We start from the raw sequence: 16899 nt of genomic DNA, 5'->3' as shown, positions 1-16899 counted from the left end.
AGATAGCCCATGGCAATTGCGGTCGCTGTCATCCTGCTGGCGGTGGGGTCGGTGCTGTTCTTCTTCTTCAGCCCCTGGTATCTCACTCCGCTGGCCTCCAACTGGGGTACCATCGACGACACGATTCAGATCACGCTTTGGGTGACCGGGGCGGTTTTCCTGGCCGTCAACCTGTTCCTGGCTCATGTGATCATCCGCTACCGATTCAACAGGCGGCGGCGCTCCCAGTATGATCCCGAGAACAAGTCGCTCGAACTATGGCTGACTGGCCTGACCACGCTGGGGATTGCCGGCTTGCTGGCTCCCGGTTTGCTCGTCTGGGCCTCTTTCGTTTCGCCCCCGGAAGATGCCCACGAGGTCGAGGTGGTGGGGCAGCAGTGGCACTGGAGTTTCCGATTTCCCGGTGAGGACGGCCGTTTCGGGTCGGTCCACAATCGCTTCATCGACGAGCATAACCCTTTCGGCATGGTCGATGATCCTGCCGGCCAGGACGACATCCTGATCTCGGCGCCGCATTTGGTGCTGCCGGTCGACCGCCCGGTCAAGATGGTTCTGCGTTCCAAGGACGTGTTGCATAACGTCAAGGTCGCCAACTTCCGCGCCAAGATGGATATGGTGCCGGGGCAGACTTCCTACTTCTGGTTCACGCCCACTGCGCTTGGCGAGTACGAGATCGTCTGTGCCCAGCTGTGCGGTATCGCCCATTTCGCCATGCGCGGGCGCATCGAGGTCGTCGAGCAGGAAGTCTTCGACGCTTGGCTGATGGAACAGCCCACCTATGCCGAATTCGCCCAACTGGCACCAGGCGACCCTGAGGTGGGAGAGGAGCACTATGCCAGCTGTGCCGCTTGTCATGGCACGGAGGGGCAGGGGAATCAGGCTCTCAATGCACCGAAGCTCGCGGGGTTGGATCCCTGGTATCTCGAACGCCAGCTCGGGCTGTTCCGTTCCGGCGCCCGCGGCAGCCATGAGGACGACACCCATGGCCAGCAGATGCGGCCATTCGCCACCATGCTGCCCGACCGCCAGGCGATAGCCGACGTGGCGGCTCATATCGGGACCCTGCCCGAGCAACCCGTTCAGGCCAGCCTGGCCGGCGGCGATCCCGAGCGAGGTGCGCGGCGCTACCGCACCTGCGCTAATTGCCATGGTCAGCAGGGGCAGGGCATACGCGCCACCAATGGGCCACGCCTGGCGGGTATGCCGGATTGGTACCTGGAGCGGCAGCTGCAGAATTTCCGCCAGGGGGTGCGCGGGCGACACCGCGAGGACCCCTACGGCAACCAGATGATCGAGATGGCCCAGGTGCTCGTCGACGACCGGGCGGTCAGCGACGTGGTGGCCTATATCATGACCCTGCCGCAGCCCGGGGTGGAAATGGCGGCGGTAAACCCAGGTGGCGTGGAGGAGTGAGTCATGGCGGAACACGGACAGCACAGCGTGCCACACGCCCAGGCGGGCGAGTTCGACAACATGGAGCTGGTTCACCCCAAGACCTTCCTCGGTAAGTACGTGTGGAGCCAGGACGCCAAGGTGATCGCCATCCAGTACGGACTGACCGCCATTGCCATCGGGCTGGTGGCGCTGGTGCTGTCGATCCTGATGCGCTTGCAGTTGGGCTTTCCCAACACCTTCTCGTTGATCGACCCATCGAGCTATCTGCAGTACGTCACCATGCACGGCATGATCATGGTGGTCTATCTCCTCACCGCCCTCTTCCTGGGGGGCTTTGGCAACTATCTGATCCCTTTGATGTGCGGTGCGCGGGACATGGCCTTTCCCTACCTCAATATGCTGAGCTACTGGTTCTACCTGGCGGCGGTCTTGATCCTGGCAGCGAGCTTCTTCGTGCCCGGTGGGGCGACGGGGGCGGGCTGGACGCTCTATCCGCCCCAGGCGATCAGCCCCGGTACCCCGGGAATCCATGGCGGTATCCTGCTGATGTTCGCTTCGCTGGCGGTATTCATCGCCGGTTTCACCATGGGTGGGCTCAACTACGTGGTCACAGTGCTCCAGGCGCGCACCCGTGGCATGACATTGATGCGCCTGCCGTTGACCATCTGGGGCATCTTCATTGCCACGGTGATGGCGCTGCTGGCTTTCCCGGCGCTGCTGGTGGCGATTCTGATGATGCTTTGCGACATGCTGCTGGGAACCAGTTTCTTCATGCCGGAAATGCTCAACCTCGGTGAGCAGTCTTCCCAAGCGGGGGGGAGCCCCTTGCTCTACCAGCACCTGTTCTGGTTCTTCGGCCACCCGGAGGTCTATATCGTCGCGCTGCCGGCCTTCGGCATCGTTTCCGATATCCTCGCCACCCATGCACGCAAGAACATCTTCGGCTACCGCATGATGGTCTGGGCGATCATCATCATCGGTGTGCTCAGTTTCGTGGTCTGGGCCCACCACATGTTCATCAGCGGCATGAATCCCTACTTCGGCTTCCTGTTTGCCACCACCACCCTGGTCATCGCGGTACCCACGGCGATCAAGGTCTACAACTGGGTGCTCACGCTATGGCGCGGCAATATTCGCCTGACGGTGCCGATGCTGTTCGCCATCGGTTTCATCTTCACCTTCGTCAACGGTGGGCTCAGCGGCCTGTTCCTGGGCAACGTCACCGTCGACGTGCCGCTGGCGGATACCTACTTCGTGGTCGGCCACTTCCACATGGTGATGGCGGTGGCGCCGGTGTTGGTGGTGTTCGGCGCGATCTATCACTGGTACCCCAAGATCACCGGGCGCATGCTCGACGACACCCTGGGCAAGATACACTTCTGGGTGACCTTCCTGGGGACCTACGCGATCTTCTACCCGATGCACTTCATGGGGTTTGCCGGCGTGCCGCGCCGCTACTATGGCTACGGAGAGACCGCCTTCATCCCCGATTCGATCCAGACCCTCAATGCCTTCATGAGCGTAGCGGCGATCATCGTTGCGCTGGTGCAGCTGGTGTTCTTCTACAACCTGGTGCGCAGCTACTTCCACGGTCGCGAGGCAGGGCCCAATCCCTGGCACGCGACCACCCTGGAGTGGCAGACGGAACACACCCCGCCACGCCATGGCAACTTCGGTGCCGAGCTGCCGGTGGTCTATCGCTGGGCCTATGACTATGGGGTGCCTGGCACCAGGCATGACTTCATTCCCCAGAACATGTCACCCGACGAGGTCGAGATGGCCGATCCGGTGGATGCTTCGGAAAGGAGGCTGTCGCCATGACCGTGACGCTGGTGTTCCTGGCGGTGATGATGGCGCTGTTCGGTGGCTGGCTATTCAGTCATTCGATCAACGTACGCCCTTGGGTGTCGCAGGCGACCGGTGCGCAGAGCGGCAGCCAATTGCCGCCTGCGATGACCGCCCCCCGTGTGGGTCTGGCGGTGTTCCTGGCCGTAGCCTCGTCGCTGTTTGCGCTGACCATTAGTGCCTATCTGATGCGCCAGGAGATGGGCCATGACTGGAGACCGCTGACGGTGCCCGGTCTGCTGTGGTGGAACAGCGCCTGCCTGGTGCTCGGCAGCGTGGCGCTGCAGTTCGCCTGGAAGGCTGCTCGTCGTGACAATGGAACGCAGTTGCAGCGGGGCCTGCTGATGGGAGGGGGATTTACCATCGCCTTCATCCTGGGCCAGGCGCTAGCCTGGTGGCAGCTGCAGGCCAGTGGGATCTATCTGTCCGCCAACCCGGCCAATGCCTTCTTCTTCCTGCTGACGGCACTGCACGCCCTGCATCTGCTGGGTGGGCTGTTTGCCTGGGCGCGCAGCCTGTTTCGCCTGCGGCGGGGGGCCACACCGCGGAGCATGTTGCCCAGTATCGAGCTGTGTGCGCTGTACTGGCATTTTTTGCTGGTGGTGTGGGGGATTCTCTTTGCGTTGCTACTGACTACATGAGGACAGGATCATGGCAAACCCGCACCCCAGCAGTCCGATGTCGTCAGAGAAGATTGCCCCGCCAGTGACTCAGGAGGGCATGGCCGGCCTGGTCAGCGACTGGTCGGCGGAGCGCCGTGTGTTCGATGTGCCCTGGGGCAAGGCGATGATGTGGCTCTTCATCCTCAGCGATGTGTTCATCTTCGCCTGCTTCCTGGTCGGCTACATGGTACTGCGCATGTCTACCGTAGAGCCCTGGCCGGATGCCAGCGAGGTGTTCGCGCTCAATGTGGGCGGTCATTCGATTCCGCTGCTGCTGATCGCCATCATGACTTTCATCCTGATCTCGAGCAGCGGCACCATGGCGCTTGCGGTCAAGTACGGCTATGCAAACGACCGCCGTCGAACGGCTGTGCTGCTGCTGATCACGGCGCTGCTCGGGGCGACCTTCGTCGGCATGCAGGCCTTCGAGTGGACCATGCTCATTGGAGAGGGGGTACGCCCCTGGGTAAATCCCTGGGGGGCGGCCCAGTTCGGTGCCGTGTTCTTCCTGATCACCGGATTTCACGGCACCCATGTCACCATCGGCGTCATCTTCATCGTGATCATGGCGGTCAAGGTCATGCGCGGGTCTCTGGAAGGAGGTCGCCCTGGCTTTCTTACCGGTCGCAAGGGCAGCTACGGGATGATCGAGAGCCTGGGACTCTACTGGCACTTCGTCGATCTGGTATGGGTCTTCATCTTCGCATTCTTCTATCTGTGGTAGGAGGTCGGCATGAACCAACACAACACTCATCACCAACCCGAGCTGCGCGTCTACCTGCGCGTATGGATATGGCTGTTCGTGCTCAGCGTATTCTCCTACCTGGTCGATGTCGCGGGGCTCGAGGGCCTGCTCAAGTGGGGCTTGATCACTTTGCTGATGTTGCTCAAGGCTGGGCTGATCGTAGCCTTCTTCATGCACATGGCCTGGGAGCGCCTGTCGATCATCTATACCGTGCTGGTTCCACCGGGGGCGCTGCTGTTCCTCGCAGCCCTGATGGCGCTGGAAGCGAACTACACGCTGAGTTCGCGTCTGGGTATCTTCGCCAACTGAAGCTTGCAAGGGCGACGGTTTCCGAAAGTGATGAATGCATTCGGAGATTGATGCCTACCTGGGCCTTTCGCCGATCAGCCATCGCATGCTTGAATGCCTGACAGACACCCGTATTCCTTCTGGTAAGAGCACTATGGCCCTCGGTTCTTCAACGCGTATCAACAAGTACATCAGTGAAAGCGGCATGTGTTCCAGGCGGGAGGCCGACCGCTATGTCGAGCAGGGCAACGTGCTCCTCAACGGCAAGCGTGCCAGGACGGGGGATCAGGTGTTTCCGGGGGACGAGGTCAAGGTCAATGGTCAGCGCATCGAACCCCAGGAAGCCGAAGACCTGATCTTCATCGCCCTGAACAAGCCGGTAGGCATCGTCAGCACCACCGAGCCGAGCGAGAAGGACAACATCGTCGACTTCGTCAAGCACGGGGCGCGTATCTTCCCCATCGGTCGGCTGGACAAGGATTCCCAGGGGCTCATCTTCCTGACCAATAACGGCGACCTGGTCAACAAGATCCTGCGGGCCAGCAACAATCATGAAAAGGAGTATCGGGTCACCGTCAACAAGCCGATTACCGATGAGTTCGTCGTGGCGATGAGTTCCGGCGTGCGCATCCTGGGCGAGGTGACGAAGCGCTGTAAAGTCGTCAAGGAGTCGACCTTCGTTTTCAACATAACGCTGGTGCAAGGGTTGAATCGCCAGATCCGGCGGATGTGTGAAAAATTCGGTTACGAGGTCACCAGGCTCGAACGCATCCGGATCATGAACGTATCGCTCAAGGGGCTGGCACTCGGGGACTGGCGCGACCTGACCGGAAAGGAGATCGACACCATCATCGCGTTGACCGAGAGATCCAGGTCCGACGCAGCGGTCGAAGGCAGGAAGGCATCGCCAGCCAGGGCGCCAGGCAAGCGCAGGACGGTCAAGACCGCAAAAGGGGCAGCGGCCACAGGTAGGCAGGCCAATAAAGGCAAGGCGTCTTCGAGCGGCAATTCCAAGAGCAAGACGTCCAAGGCCAAGACAACTACGTCCAAGGCGTCCAAGGGCGGAACCGCCAGCAAGGGAGCCGGAGCGAAGCAGGCGGCCAACGCCAGGAACAGGAAACCTCTGCACGGCAACCCCAAGCCGACGGGCAGCCAGACCGGCAGGGGGGGCAAGCCCCGCCGGACGAAGCCGGGCAGGTAAATCCCTGTATTTCTTCGACCAATGGACGTAAGGATAGGCAGCCCCCATGTCTCGGACGACGCGGCTATTCGATCTCATGCAATCCCTGCGACACCATCGCCGGCCCGTCAGCGGTACAGTGCTGGCGGATGAACTCGGCATCTCGCTACGGACTCTGTATCGGGACATTGCAGCGCTCAAGGCCATCGGTGCCGATATCGAGGGTGAGGCGGGACTGGGCTACGTGCTGAAACCCGGATTGCTGCTGCCGCCATTGATGTTCTCCGAGGAGGAGATCGAAGCCGTGGCCCTGGGCCTGAAATGGGTAGAAGAACGAGCCGACGATGGTCTGGCCGTGGCTGCGGGCGAAGCGCTCGCCAAGGTCGCAGCCGTGCTGCCCGGTGAGCAGCGTCACCAATTGGAGGACTCGGCGCTTATCATCGGCCCTGGCTGGAAGGTGCCACAGTCCGTCGATCTCCAGGTTCTCCGGCGGGCGATACGAGACGAGCAGAAGCTCGAGATCAGCTACCGCGACCAGCAGGGGCGGCACTCTTTCCGCACCATCTGGCCTTGTGCGATTGCCTTCTTCGAATCGACCCGGATCGTTGCCGCCTGGTGTGAGCTACGTAATGACTATCGTCATTTTCGTGCCGATCGCATTGAAGCGGCAGTGACGACAGGCCAACGCTATCCGCGGCGTCGACATGTGCTGCACAAGGAGTGGCTGCAAACGCTGCTGCCATGTTCTGTCACTGCTACGGTCTACCCTGTTCCCACCCCAAGCCAAGAGAAGGAGCCGTCTATCATGGAACAGGAACTCGTCTTCTATACCAACCCCTTGTCGCGAGCCGGCATCGTGCACTGGATGCTGGAGGAGATTGGGCAGCCCTACCGCATGGAGGTGCTCGAGTTCGGCACCTCGATGAAGTCGCCCCAATACCTGGCCGTCAACCCGATGGGTAAGGTGCCGGCGATCCGCCATGGTGACACCGTGGTGACCGAGGCGGCGGCGATCTGCGCCTACCTTGCCGAGGCTTTTCCTGAGGCCGGTCTCCTGCCGGCGCCCGAGGCGCGTGGGGACTACTTCCGCTGGCTGTTCTTCACTGCCGGGCCGGTGGAAATGGCCGTGTCGCTCAAGCATGCCGGCTACTCGCTTACGCCGGAGCAGGAGCTGCAGTTTGGCTGCGGCAAGTACGAGACGGTGGTCGAGACGCTTGCTGGCGCAGTGGCGGGCCGTAAGTACATCGCAGGCGATACCTTCACCGCCGCGGATGTGTATGTCGGTTCGCATATCGGATGGGGCATGCAGTTCGGTACGCTGGAAAGGCGGCCCGAGTTCGAAGCCTACTGGGCTGGCTTGAAGGATCGCCCGGCCAATCGGCGCAGCGAGGAATTCATTGCCAAGGCCATGGCCAGCCAGACAGGAGCGGGCGACAGGCAACCTACCGCGCCATGAGTACGCCGGGCTGGGCTAAACGACTGAGACCCGGTCGCGGCCCGACTGCTTCGAACGGTACATGCTGCGGTCGGCAGCGCGCATCAGCGACTCGATGTCATGGCAGGTTGCGCCGGGCTCGAGCGTTGTCAGGCCGAACGAGGCCGTGACCTGTAGCGGAATGGCCGCGGGGAAGGTCTGCGATGCGATGCGCGCCCTCAAAGCCTCGGCCAGGGTGCGCGCTTTCTGCTCGTCGTAATTTGGCAGAATCAGCACGAACTCATCGCCGCCGTAGCGCCCGGCATGGACCGCATTCTCTTCCATGACCTGACGCAGCGTGGCAGCCAGTTCGACCAGGACCCGATCGCCGGCGTCATGGCCGAAGCGGTCATTGACCTTCTTGAAGTGATCGAGGTCGATGAACATCACCGACAGCGGTACACCGCTTTGCCGACTGTGCTCGAGCGCCTCGCGCAGCGTCTTCTCCAGATGCTGACGGTTGTAGAGTTCGGTCAGCGGATCGAGTCTCGCCTTGAGTTCCAGCGCCTGCTGCTCGCGGCGCAGTCGTTCGAGTTCCTGCTCCTTGCGGTGCAGGTCCTGCTGCAGGCGTGCGGTTCGCTCCAGCAGGATCATCTTCGCCTCGTGCATGATCTGCTTGGGGTCGAGCCGCTCCGGTGGGCGTATGTTGTAGAGAGTGGTCAGGGCGGGTAGCTGCTCCTGTAGGTCGATCAGATGGATGAGCATCTCGTTGGTGTCTAGATCGAAGTATTCGGACAGCTGGGTGGCCAGTTCACTTAGTGCTGCTTCCCCCTGACGCCAGGCATCGGCGATCAAGCCTGAAGCGACGATGCAGTTCTTGGCTCTCTGATCGTTGGTTTCGGCACAGACCATGGGCTGGTGACTGCCGCGAATCCAATCGGCGGTGCGCACGGAAAGTTTCCAGCGATGGGCCAGCCATTCGCCCACGCCAGTATGATCGATGCCGTAGACTTCGCGCTCCAACTGGGCCAGGGCATGGTGGGTTGGCGCCTGCGCCAGCAGCGAGAGGTAGCGCTCGCTATCCACGGCCTGGATGCCGAGCATGCCGATATCCTGTAGCAGGGCGGCGGTAAAGATGATGCTGCTTTGCGACTCGAGTCCGACGCGCTCGGCGAGCAGGCGCGCACTTAGGGCGCTAAGCAGCGAGCGCTGCCAGTAGCGTTCCAGGTTCAGGCTGGAAGCGGCCTCGTGGGAGGCGGTATGGATCAGGCTGCAGCCCAGGGCCAGCGACAGGGTGCGCTCGATACCGAGTCGATTGACGGCTTGCTGCAGGTCTTCGACAGGGCGCTGGTTGGCGTAGAATACGGTATTGGCCAGGGAGAGAAGGTGGACCGCAAGGGCCGGATCGCTGCTGATCGCCGCGACCATGTCGCGCAGATCTACCTGAGGGTCACGAGCCAGTTCGATGACACGTAGCACGACCTGTGGCAGGGAAGGCAGTTGGTCGCAACTCTCCAGGGAAAGCCTGAGCGAAGATGGAAACACATCAATCCCCATATTTTTCGTTCTTCGCATCCCTATCGACGTTGCGGTGCGTTGAGGCGATGCCCACCGCTATGGCACGGTACACAGGAGCGGAGTGAAGCTTGCCAAGTTTGATATCTAAGTCTAATTAATCACTTAAACGATTTATGGCCTATGATAAATTGGGCTTGTTCACGTCGTCAATTGCCTGCGCTATGGTGCGTCGATCGCACCGGAACGCCGGGGCTTTCCGTTCATCTATCGATCATTACCTAGTGAGGCCGACCAAGCGCATGAGTCGTCGCATGATGAGCCCTGCTGCGGCTCGCAATCGCCAGCCGATATTGGATGTCTTGAGCGCGCTCTTGCCCGGGAGCGCCCGGATACTCGAGGTCGCCAGCGGCAGCGGGGAGCATGGCGTACACTGCGCCGCCGCCAAACCGGGCTGGGTGTGGCAGCCCAGCGACCCCAACCCTCATGCCCGAGACTCCATCAGCGCCTGGCGTGAGCATGCGGGGCTCGGCAATCTACTCGAGCCGCTGCCGCTGGACGTGGCGGGAATATGGCCGATCGGTCCCTTCGATGCCGTGGTGGCGATCAACCTCGTGCACATCTCGCCCTGGGATGTCACCGAGGCATTGATGGCGCGTTCGGCCGAACGCCTGCGGCAGGGCGGGGTGCTCTATCTCTACGGTCCCTATCGGCGCGAGGGCCGGCACACTTCACCAAGCAATGCGGCCTTCGATGCCGATCTCAAGGCGCGCGACCCGCGCTGGGGGGTACGCGATCTCGAGAGCGTCGTGGCCGAGGCCCAGCCGCATGGCTTCATGCTCGAGCAGACCATCGAGATGCCAGCCAACAACCTCAGCGTGGTGCTGCGCCTGCATGCCTGAGCGGTGTCACTGCTCCGCTTCGCTGCGGGTCTCGTCGACCTGTCCCGGTACGCGATAGCGTACGCCTTCGGCCTGGCGATCGTCCTCGTAGCGCCGGGTTTCCTCCTCGGCCGGGACGCCCCATAGGGTCTCGCGGTTGCCGTCTTCGTAGGTGTAGGTGGTGCAGCCCGCGAGCAGGGCGAGGCCAAGGGCAAGACCAAGAGGAAATGCGAGGCGCAGCATGGTAATCACGTGGAATCCCTTCGATGGGTGGTTCAGCGGCCAGCCTGAGGCCAGACCGCAAGGTCGTCAAGTGGTTGAAGCGGCTTCATCCCGACCAGCCCAGCAGGATCGGGACATAGACCACCAGCAGCAGGACCGCGATGAGTCCGAGCAGGTAGGGCAGGATGGCACGGGTGATGCGCTCCAGCGGCAGTTGGGTGACCGACGAGGCGACGTAGAGGTTGATTGCCACGGGGGGCGTGATCATGCCGATGGCCAGCCCCATCACGATGATGATGCCGAAGTGGATCGGGTCGATGCCGAGCTGCAGCACCAGCGGCAACAGCACCGGAGTGAGAATGATCAGGGCGCTGGCGGTTTCGATGAACACACCGGTGAGCAGGATGACCGCGACGACCAGCAGCATGATCACGTAGGGGTCGGTGGAGAGCGACAGCACCGCCTGGGCGATGGCGCCGGGCACCTGCCAGCTCGAAAGCGTCCAGCTCAGCACCGCCGAGGTGGCGATGACCAGCATGATCACGGAAGTGGTGATCGCCGAGCGGATCAGGATTCGGTAGACATCGGCAAGCTTGAGGTCCCGGTAGACGAACAACGACACCAGCAGGGCGTAGTTGACCGCCACCACCGCCGCCTCACTAGGTGTGAAGATCCCCGAGAAGATGCCGCCGAGGATGATGACCGGCGTCATCAGTCCCCAACTGGCACTCTTGAAGGTGCGCCAGATCGTGGTCGGCGACAGCGCGGTGCCGCGTGGGTAGTTGCGCCGGTAGGCCTGGGTGATGGCAATGGCCGCAAGGCCGATGCCCATGAGAATGCCCGGGATGATGCCGTTGAGAAACAGCTTCGATACCGACTGCTGGGCGACCACGGCGTAGATGATCATCGGCACCGAGGGCGGGATGACCACGCCGATGGTGCCGCTGGCGGCGATCAGGCTGGCCGCCGAGGCCGGCTCGTAACCCTTGCGCCTGAGTTCCGGCACCAGGCTCGAACCGACGGCAGCGGTGGTGGCGGCACCGGAGCCGGAGATGGCGGCGAAGAACATGCCGGCACCGACCGAGACGATGGAAAGACCGCCCTTGAGGAAGCCGAACAGCGAATCGGCGAAATCGACCAGCTTCTCGCTGACCTTGCCCTGTGCCATCAGGTCGCCGGCGAGAATGAACATGGGCACTGCCACCAGGGCGAAGGAGTTGATGCCCTGGAACATCTGCTGGGTAACCACCATCAGCGGCACGCCTTGGGCGTTCAGGGCGAGTAGGGTGCTGGCGCCGATGGCGAGTGCAATGGGCACGCCCAGCAGCATGAAGGCGAAGAACAGTAGGAAGAGCAGCCCCGTCATGCCGGCGGCTCCTCAGCGGTGCCGCTACCGGTACCAGTGGCCCCGGGGCCTCTGACGATGAGTTCGATCACGTCGATCAAGGCATACCAGGCCATGATCGCGGCGGAGAACGGTATCACGGCGTAGACATAGGTCATCGAAAGTCGCAGCGAAGCGGAGCGCTGGAAGCTTTGCACCTGCATGTAGCGGTAGCCGATCACGATCAGCGCGAGCATAAAGCCCAGTGCCACCAGCACGGCGGCAATGCGGGCCAACTGGGCCAGCCGCTCGGGCAGGGCGTCGACGACGAAGGTCACGGCGATATGGCGGCCACGCTGGAACGCCAGGGTGGCGCCGAGGAAGGTGATCCAGACCAGCAGGAAGCGAGCGACCTCCTCGGTCCAGCCCACCGCGGTAAAGAAGACGCGAGACACGATCTGCAGCGTGATCACGCCGATCAACGCCGCCATGCCCAGGAACACGATGGGCTGCATGACGGCGTCGAGGGCGCGTTCGCTACGCTGCAGCAGGCCCGTGAAGGCGTGCAGCGGAGAGCTCACGTTACTGCAACGCCTCCTGGATGCGAGTCAGGTAGTCGCCGAACTGATCGCCGTATTTCTCGTAGACCGGGGCCACGGCGGCCTGGAAGGCCTCGAGGTCGGCATCGTCGACGATCTCCATGCCGGCGGCGCGCAGTTCGTCGAGCTGGTCGGCTTCCATCTCGGCGTTCATGCGGCGCTCATGCTCGGCAGCTTCCCGGGCAGCCTGTACCAACACTTCCTGGGCGGCTTCGGGGAGCTGGTTCCAGGCCGGCATGCCCATGACGAAGATCGCCGGCGCGTAGGTGTGGCGCGACAGCGTCATGTGATCCTGGGTCTCGTTGAGCTTGAACGAGTGGATGACGTTGACCGGGTTCTCCTGACCATCGATGGTGCCCTGCTGCATGGCGGTCAAGGCTTCGGTCCAGGCCATGGGAATGGCGTTGGCGCCAAGCTCACGGAAGGTGTCGGTGTAGACGGGGTTCTCCATCACGCGGATACGCAGGCCATCGAGATCCTGCGGGCTGCGAACCGGACGCTCGCTGTTGGTCAGGTTGCGAAAACCGCGCTCGGCATAGGCCAGGCCCTTGAGATTGACGTCGGCAAGCTTGTCGAGCAGCTCCTGGCCGATGGGGCCGTCGAGCACCTCGTAGGCGGCTTCCGGCGAGGGGAACAGGAACGGCAGTTCGAATACCGCCATTTCCTCGACGAAGTTGGCCACTGGGCCGTTGGTGATCACGCCCATGTCGACGGTGCCGATCTGCATGCCTTCCAGCAGGGTGCGCTCGTCGCCCAGCGAGGCGTTGGGGTAGATATCGATGGAGACGGCACCCTCCGTGCGCTCGGCGACCAGCTCCTGGAATTTGACCGCGGCGATATGAAAGCCATCCTGCTCGTTGACCACGTGGGCCAGGCGCAGGGTGACCGGATCCATGTCCTCGAAATCGGAAGCCTGGGCAGCGGAGGCCAGGGCGAGGGAAATGCCGAGTGCCAGCGTGCGGCGTGCAAACGTTTTCATTTTTAATTTTCCTTTGTCGGGTCAAGCCGTTGTGAGGATGCCCCAACGGCCCCGACAGGGTCAATCGTCGTGCTGACATTGAGTAACACAGCGCCAAAGAAGTCACCGGGCGAGTTGAAGCGCGATACAGCGATTCACTCACGCAGGCCATTTCCTTACAGGAGGCGGTACATGATGTGGGCGTCGACCAACCCCTGCTGTGGATGGCGAAAGGCACAGGGCAGGGTGCCGACGATCTCGAAGCCATGCTTCTGCCACTGACGGATCGCCACCTCGTTGGTCGAGACCACCATGTTGAACTGCATGGCGGTGAAGCCCAGCTCACGCGCCACACGCAGCGAGTCCTCGCACAGCTTGTTGGCGATGCCCTGGCCGCGGGCCTGCTCGGCTACCAGGTAGCCACAGTTGCACACGTGATCGCCGGGGCCCGGCTGGTTGGGCTTGAGGAAATAGGTGCCAAGTAGGTTGCCGGCGGTGTCCTCGGCCACGCGTACGGCACGGGGCAGCTCCACCCACATGCGGTAGGCATCGGGCTCGCTGATGCGGCTGGGTACGGCATAGCTGTCGCCGGCGTGCAGCACTGGGGCAATGAATTCCCACATGGCGGGCCAGTCGCCCGACTGGTAGGGGCGGATGCGGATCATCGGTCTCCTCCTTGATACCAGGCATCGGCCCTCGATTCTATGTCATGTCATCATCCGAAGGGCAATTTCGCTCTCATGCTGGGCCAACGATATGCTTGACGGCCAGGTAGGCCGAAAGTCCCCAAGGGCCGAGTTCGCGGCCGATGCCGCTGCGCTTGAAGCCGCCCCAGCCGGTTTCTGGCAGTACCAGCTGTTCGCTGTTGAACCAGATGCTGCCTGCCTGTAGCTGGCGTCCGATGCGCCGGGCCCGCTCGACATCGCCGCTCACGACGGTTGCCGCCAGGCCGAAGTCGCAGTCGTTGGCCAGGTCGATCGCCTCCTGTTCGCTGGCCACGCTGCGGGCACACAGTACCGGGCCGAAGATCTCCTCGCGCCAGAGTCGGCTCTGCGTCGGCACGTCGCGATAGAGAACCGGGGCAACGAAATAGCCCTGCTTGGGCAATTGCCGGTGATGGGCATCTCGCACTGCGCTGAGCCCTTCCCGCTGGGCGACGGTGAGATAGGCCTGGACGTTCTCGCGCTGGCGGGCGCTGGTCAGCGGCCCCATGTCGGTCCCCTCATCCAAGGGATCGCCCAGTACGAGGGCGTCGATGCGTGCCGCCAGGGCGGCGTACAGCTTTTCGGCGATGGCTTGGTGGACGATCAGCCGCGAGGTGGCCGAGCAGATCTGCCCGGCGTTGAAGTAGATGCCGGCCATGACCCAATCGGCTGCCTGCGCGGGGTCGGCACCGTCCATCACCAGGATCGGCGATTTGCCGCCGAGTTCCAGCGAGACGTCGGCGGTGCGTTCGGCGGCGGCGCGCATCACCGATTCGCCGACCCGGTTGCTGCCGGTGAACGAGACCTTGTCGATACCGGGGTGAGCGGCAAGCGGTGCACCGATGCCCTCGCCGTCGCCGAACAGCAGGTTGAGTACGCCGGCGGGCAGCTCAATCTCCTGGGCGATCTCGGCCAATGCCCGCTCGGGCAGCGGTGTCACCTCGGAGGGCTTGAGTACCGCGGTGCAGCCGGCGGCCAGTGCCGGGGCGAGCTTCCAGGCACTGGTCACCAGCGGGAAATTCCACGGTGTGATCAGGCCGACCACGCCCACCGGATCGTGATAGCAGCGCGCCTCGATGCCACCCAATTCCAGCTCCACGAGCTGACCTTGGCGTTGATCGAGTTTGCGTGCCTGACGCGCGTAGTAGCGGTAGCAGGCGATGGCATCGTCGAGGTCGATAGCGGCCTCGGCCAGCACCTTGCCATTGTTGGTCGAGGAGAGCCGGATCAGCTCCTCCCGACGCTGGGCCAGGCCATCGGCAAAGCCCTCGAGGTAGGCGCCACGCTCGGCACCGGAGAGCGCTCGCCAGGCAGGCAGGGCGCGGCGTGCTGCGGCTACGGCATCGTCGACGTCGTCAGGGTGGCCGGCGGTAACCTCGGCAATCACCTCTTCACGATAGGGATTCATCACCGCCAGGCGGCGTTCTCCCCGTGAGGGTAGCCAGCGGTTGTCGATGAATTGGTGATCGAGCTGCTGCATGGAAAGTCCCTTCATGAGTCGATGGCCTCGAGCCAGGCGTTGGCGTCCACTTCGATCAATAAGGGGCCGTCGCTGGGGCGAATGGCGAGGGCTCGGGCCAGCTCGGCGGGATTGCCGATCCGGGTGGCCAGGCAGCCGAAGCCGGCGGCGACGGTCTGGAAGTCCGGCGCCTGGATGTCGACGCCGCAGCGCGCCACGCCATGGGCGTCCATGTAGCGGCGGATCTCTTCATAGCCCTGGTTGTGCCACAGCACGATCACCACTGGCAGGCATTGCTCCACGGCGGTGGCGAGTTCACTGAGGGTGAACATCACGCCACCGTCGCCGACCAGTGCCACCACGGGCAGCGTCGGCTGGCCCAGTTGGGCGCCGAGTGCCGCCGGCAGGCCATAGCCGAGGGTGCCGTAGCCGGTGGAGGCGTTGAAGTAGCGCCGCGGGGCGGGCTGCGAGACGAGGTGATTGCCGGCGTAGACCGGGGCGGTGGAATCGCCGACCAGGATCGCCTCGGGAAATGCCTCGCGCAGGGCGGCGTAGAGCGGCACGAAGGGAGCGAAGGCAGGGTCGGCTTCGAGCCCGAGCGCCTCGAGCGTGGCGGCTGTGCGTGCGGCGCCGTCGCGTGAGAGCGGTTCGGCAAAATACTCGGTGAGCAAGGCCAGGCTGCGTCCGGCATCGCCCACCAGGCCCAGCGCGACTTGCTGGTTGCGCACCAGTTGCTGGGCGTCGAGGTCGATGCGGATCAACCTGCCGTGGAGTGCGAAGCCATCGTCGAACACCACGTCGTAGTCGGTCTCGCCGAGTTCGGTGCCCACCGCCAGGATGACGTCGGCCTTACGGGCCAGCTCGCGCACCGCCGGCAGCGCCGCGTTGGCGCCCAGATCGAGAGGATGATCGCGACCCAGCAGGCCCTTGGCATTGATGGTGGTCACGGTGGGTGCATCGAGCCTCTCGACCAACGCCCTGGCCGCTTCGGGTGCATCCACGCAACCACCGCCCAGCAGCACCAGTGGGCGCTTTGCTTCACGCAGCCATTCGGCGGCCAGTGCCAGCCCCTCGGGGTCGGGCGCCGGGCTGTAGAGCCGCGCCGGCAGCGGCAGGTCTGTCATCTCCACTGGCGAGTCGAACAGATCGATGGGGATCTCGATGTGCACCGGGCCGGGGCGTTGGCCCTGGAACACGGCAAAGGCACGGGCCAGCACTTCGGGCAGGGCGGTGGGGTCGAGCAGGGTGTGGCTGAAGCGGGAGACACCCGCCATCAGCTGCTGCTGGTTCGCAAGCTCGTGCAATCGGCCCTGGCCGCGGCCCAGGGTGTCGCGACGATTGACGCTGGAGATCACCAGCATGGGGATCGAGTCGGCCAGCGCCTGGCCCATGGCGGTGGCAATGTTGGTCATGCCTGGCCCGGTGATGATCAGGCAGACGCCGGGCTTGCCGGTGGCGCGGGCGTAGCCGTCGGCCATGAAGCCGGCGCCCTGTTCGTGGCGCGGCGTGACGTGGCGGAGCGCGCCGTCGGTGAGGCCGCGATAGAGCGCGACGGTATGCACCCCGGGGATGCCGAACACGGTGTCGACCCCATAGCGCTTGCTCAAGAGCGTCAAAAGCAACTGGGCGCAGGTCATGGTGAACCTCTCTGGGCTACGGGCTACGGGCTACGGGCGACGGGCGACGGGCGACGCTGTGGGTTGCTCTC

At 63.3% G+C, this 16899-nt stretch carries 16 protein-coding genes; 8 read left to right on the top strand and 8 right to left on the bottom strand.

What is annotated here, in order from left to right; genetic code table 11:
- The first annotated feature begins 9 nt into the window (after positions 1–9).
- The 7 genes from ACUY1T_RS01680 to ACUY1T_RS01650 all read left to right on the top strand — a co-directional run bounded on the left by ACUY1T_RS01680 (position 10) and on the right by ACUY1T_RS01650 (position 7571).
- Positions 10–1413: a c-type cytochrome gene (locus tag ACUY1T_RS01680; protein WP_446019979.1), complete on the top strand. Its 1404-nt coding sequence runs from the start codon at positions 10–12 to the stop codon at positions 1411–1413.
- Positions 1414–1416: 3 nt separating this feature from the next.
- Positions 1417–3216 carry a cytochrome c oxidase subunit I gene (locus ACUY1T_RS01675; protein WP_446019978.1) on the top strand — a complete coding sequence of 600 codons (1800 nt, stop codon included), beginning with the start codon at positions 1417–1419 and terminating at the stop codon, positions 3214–3216.
- Complete coding sequence (locus ACUY1T_RS01670; RefSeq protein WP_446019977.1) at positions 3213–3881, top strand: cytochrome c oxidase subunit 3; 669 nt, start codon at positions 3213–3215, stop codon at positions 3879–3881. The genes ACUY1T_RS01675 and ACUY1T_RS01670 overlap by 4 nt, the downstream gene beginning before the upstream one ends.
- Positions 3882–3891: 10 nt before the next feature.
- Positions 3892–4626, top strand: a complete 735-nt coding sequence (locus ACUY1T_RS01665; protein WP_446019976.1) for a heme-copper oxidase subunit III family protein — start codon at positions 3892–3894, stop codon at positions 4624–4626.
- 9 nt (positions 4627–4635) lie between these two features.
- Positions 4636–4956 carry a cytochrome C oxidase subunit IV family protein gene (locus tag ACUY1T_RS01660; protein WP_446019975.1) on the top strand — a complete coding sequence of 107 codons (321 nt, stop codon included), beginning with the start codon at positions 4636–4638 and terminating at the stop codon, positions 4954–4956.
- A 133-nt stretch (positions 4957–5089) separates the two neighbouring features.
- On the top strand, positions 5090–6136 hold the full coding sequence (gene rluF, locus ACUY1T_RS01655; RefSeq protein WP_446020217.1) for a 23S rRNA pseudouridine(2604) synthase RluF: 1047 nt from the start codon (positions 5090–5092) through the stop codon (positions 6134–6136).
- Between the two features lie 46 nt (positions 6137–6182).
- On the top strand, positions 6183–7571 hold the full coding sequence (locus ACUY1T_RS01650) for an HTH domain-containing protein (protein ID WP_446019974.1): 1389 nt from the start codon (positions 6183–6185) through the stop codon (positions 7569–7571).
- Between the two features lie 15 nt (positions 7572–7586).
- On the opposite strand, the gene ACUY1T_RS01645 is transcribed toward ACUY1T_RS01650, so the two are convergent.
- Complete coding sequence (locus tag ACUY1T_RS01645) at positions 7587–9074, bottom strand: HDOD domain-containing protein (RefSeq protein WP_446019973.1); 1488 nt, start codon at positions 9072–9074, stop codon at positions 7587–7589.
- A 284-nt stretch (positions 9075–9358) separates the two neighbouring features.
- Here ACUY1T_RS01645 and ACUY1T_RS01640 point away from each other — a divergent pair, with 284 nt between their 5' ends.
- Positions 9359–9946 carry a DUF938 domain-containing protein gene (locus ACUY1T_RS01640; RefSeq protein WP_446019972.1) on the top strand — a complete coding sequence of 196 codons (588 nt, stop codon included), beginning with the start codon at positions 9359–9361 and terminating at the stop codon, positions 9944–9946.
- Between the two features lie 6 nt (positions 9947–9952).
- Here the strand turns inward: ACUY1T_RS01640 and ACUY1T_RS01635 are convergent, their stop codons facing one another.
- The 7 genes from ACUY1T_RS01635 to ACUY1T_RS01605 all read right to left on the bottom strand — a co-directional run bounded on the left by ACUY1T_RS01635 (position 9953) and on the right by ACUY1T_RS01605 (position 16828).
- Entirely contained in the window at positions 9953–10168 is a 216-nt protein-coding gene (locus ACUY1T_RS01635; RefSeq protein ID WP_159551913.1) for a hypothetical protein, read from the bottom strand.
- Positions 10169–10253: 85 nt separating this feature from the next.
- On the bottom strand, positions 10254–11513 hold the full coding sequence (locus ACUY1T_RS01630) for a TRAP transporter large permease (RefSeq protein WP_446019971.1): 1260 nt from the start codon (positions 11511–11513) through the stop codon (positions 10254–10256).
- On the bottom strand, positions 11510–12052 hold the full coding sequence (locus tag ACUY1T_RS01625; protein ID WP_446019970.1) for a TRAP transporter small permease: 543 nt from the start codon (positions 12050–12052) through the stop codon (positions 11510–11512). The genes ACUY1T_RS01630 and ACUY1T_RS01625 overlap by 4 nt, the downstream gene beginning before the upstream one ends.
- Position 12053: 1 nt before the next feature.
- Complete coding sequence (locus ACUY1T_RS01620; protein ID WP_446019969.1) at positions 12054–13049, bottom strand: TRAP transporter substrate-binding protein; 996 nt, start codon at positions 13047–13049, stop codon at positions 12054–12056.
- A 155-nt stretch (positions 13050–13204) separates the two neighbouring features.
- A complete protein-coding gene (locus ACUY1T_RS01615; RefSeq protein ID WP_446019968.1) occupies positions 13205–13693 on the bottom strand; it encodes an N-acetyltransferase family protein in 489 nt (162 codons plus the stop codon).
- Positions 13694–13766: 73 nt separating this feature from the next.
- Positions 13767–15212: an aldehyde dehydrogenase family protein gene (locus ACUY1T_RS01610; RefSeq protein WP_446020216.1), complete on the bottom strand. Its 1446-nt coding sequence runs from the start codon at positions 15210–15212 to the stop codon at positions 13767–13769.
- An 11-nt stretch (positions 15213–15223) separates the two neighbouring features.
- Positions 15224–16828: a 5-guanidino-2-oxopentanoate decarboxylase gene (locus tag ACUY1T_RS01605; RefSeq protein ID WP_446019967.1), complete on the bottom strand. Its 1605-nt coding sequence runs from the start codon at positions 16826–16828 to the stop codon at positions 15224–15226.
- Positions 16829–16899 lie beyond the last annotated feature (71 nt).

The sequence above is a fragment of the Billgrantia sp. Q4P2 genome (assembly GCF_052806135.1).
This window is presented reverse-complemented; position numbering and strand designations above follow the sequence as displayed.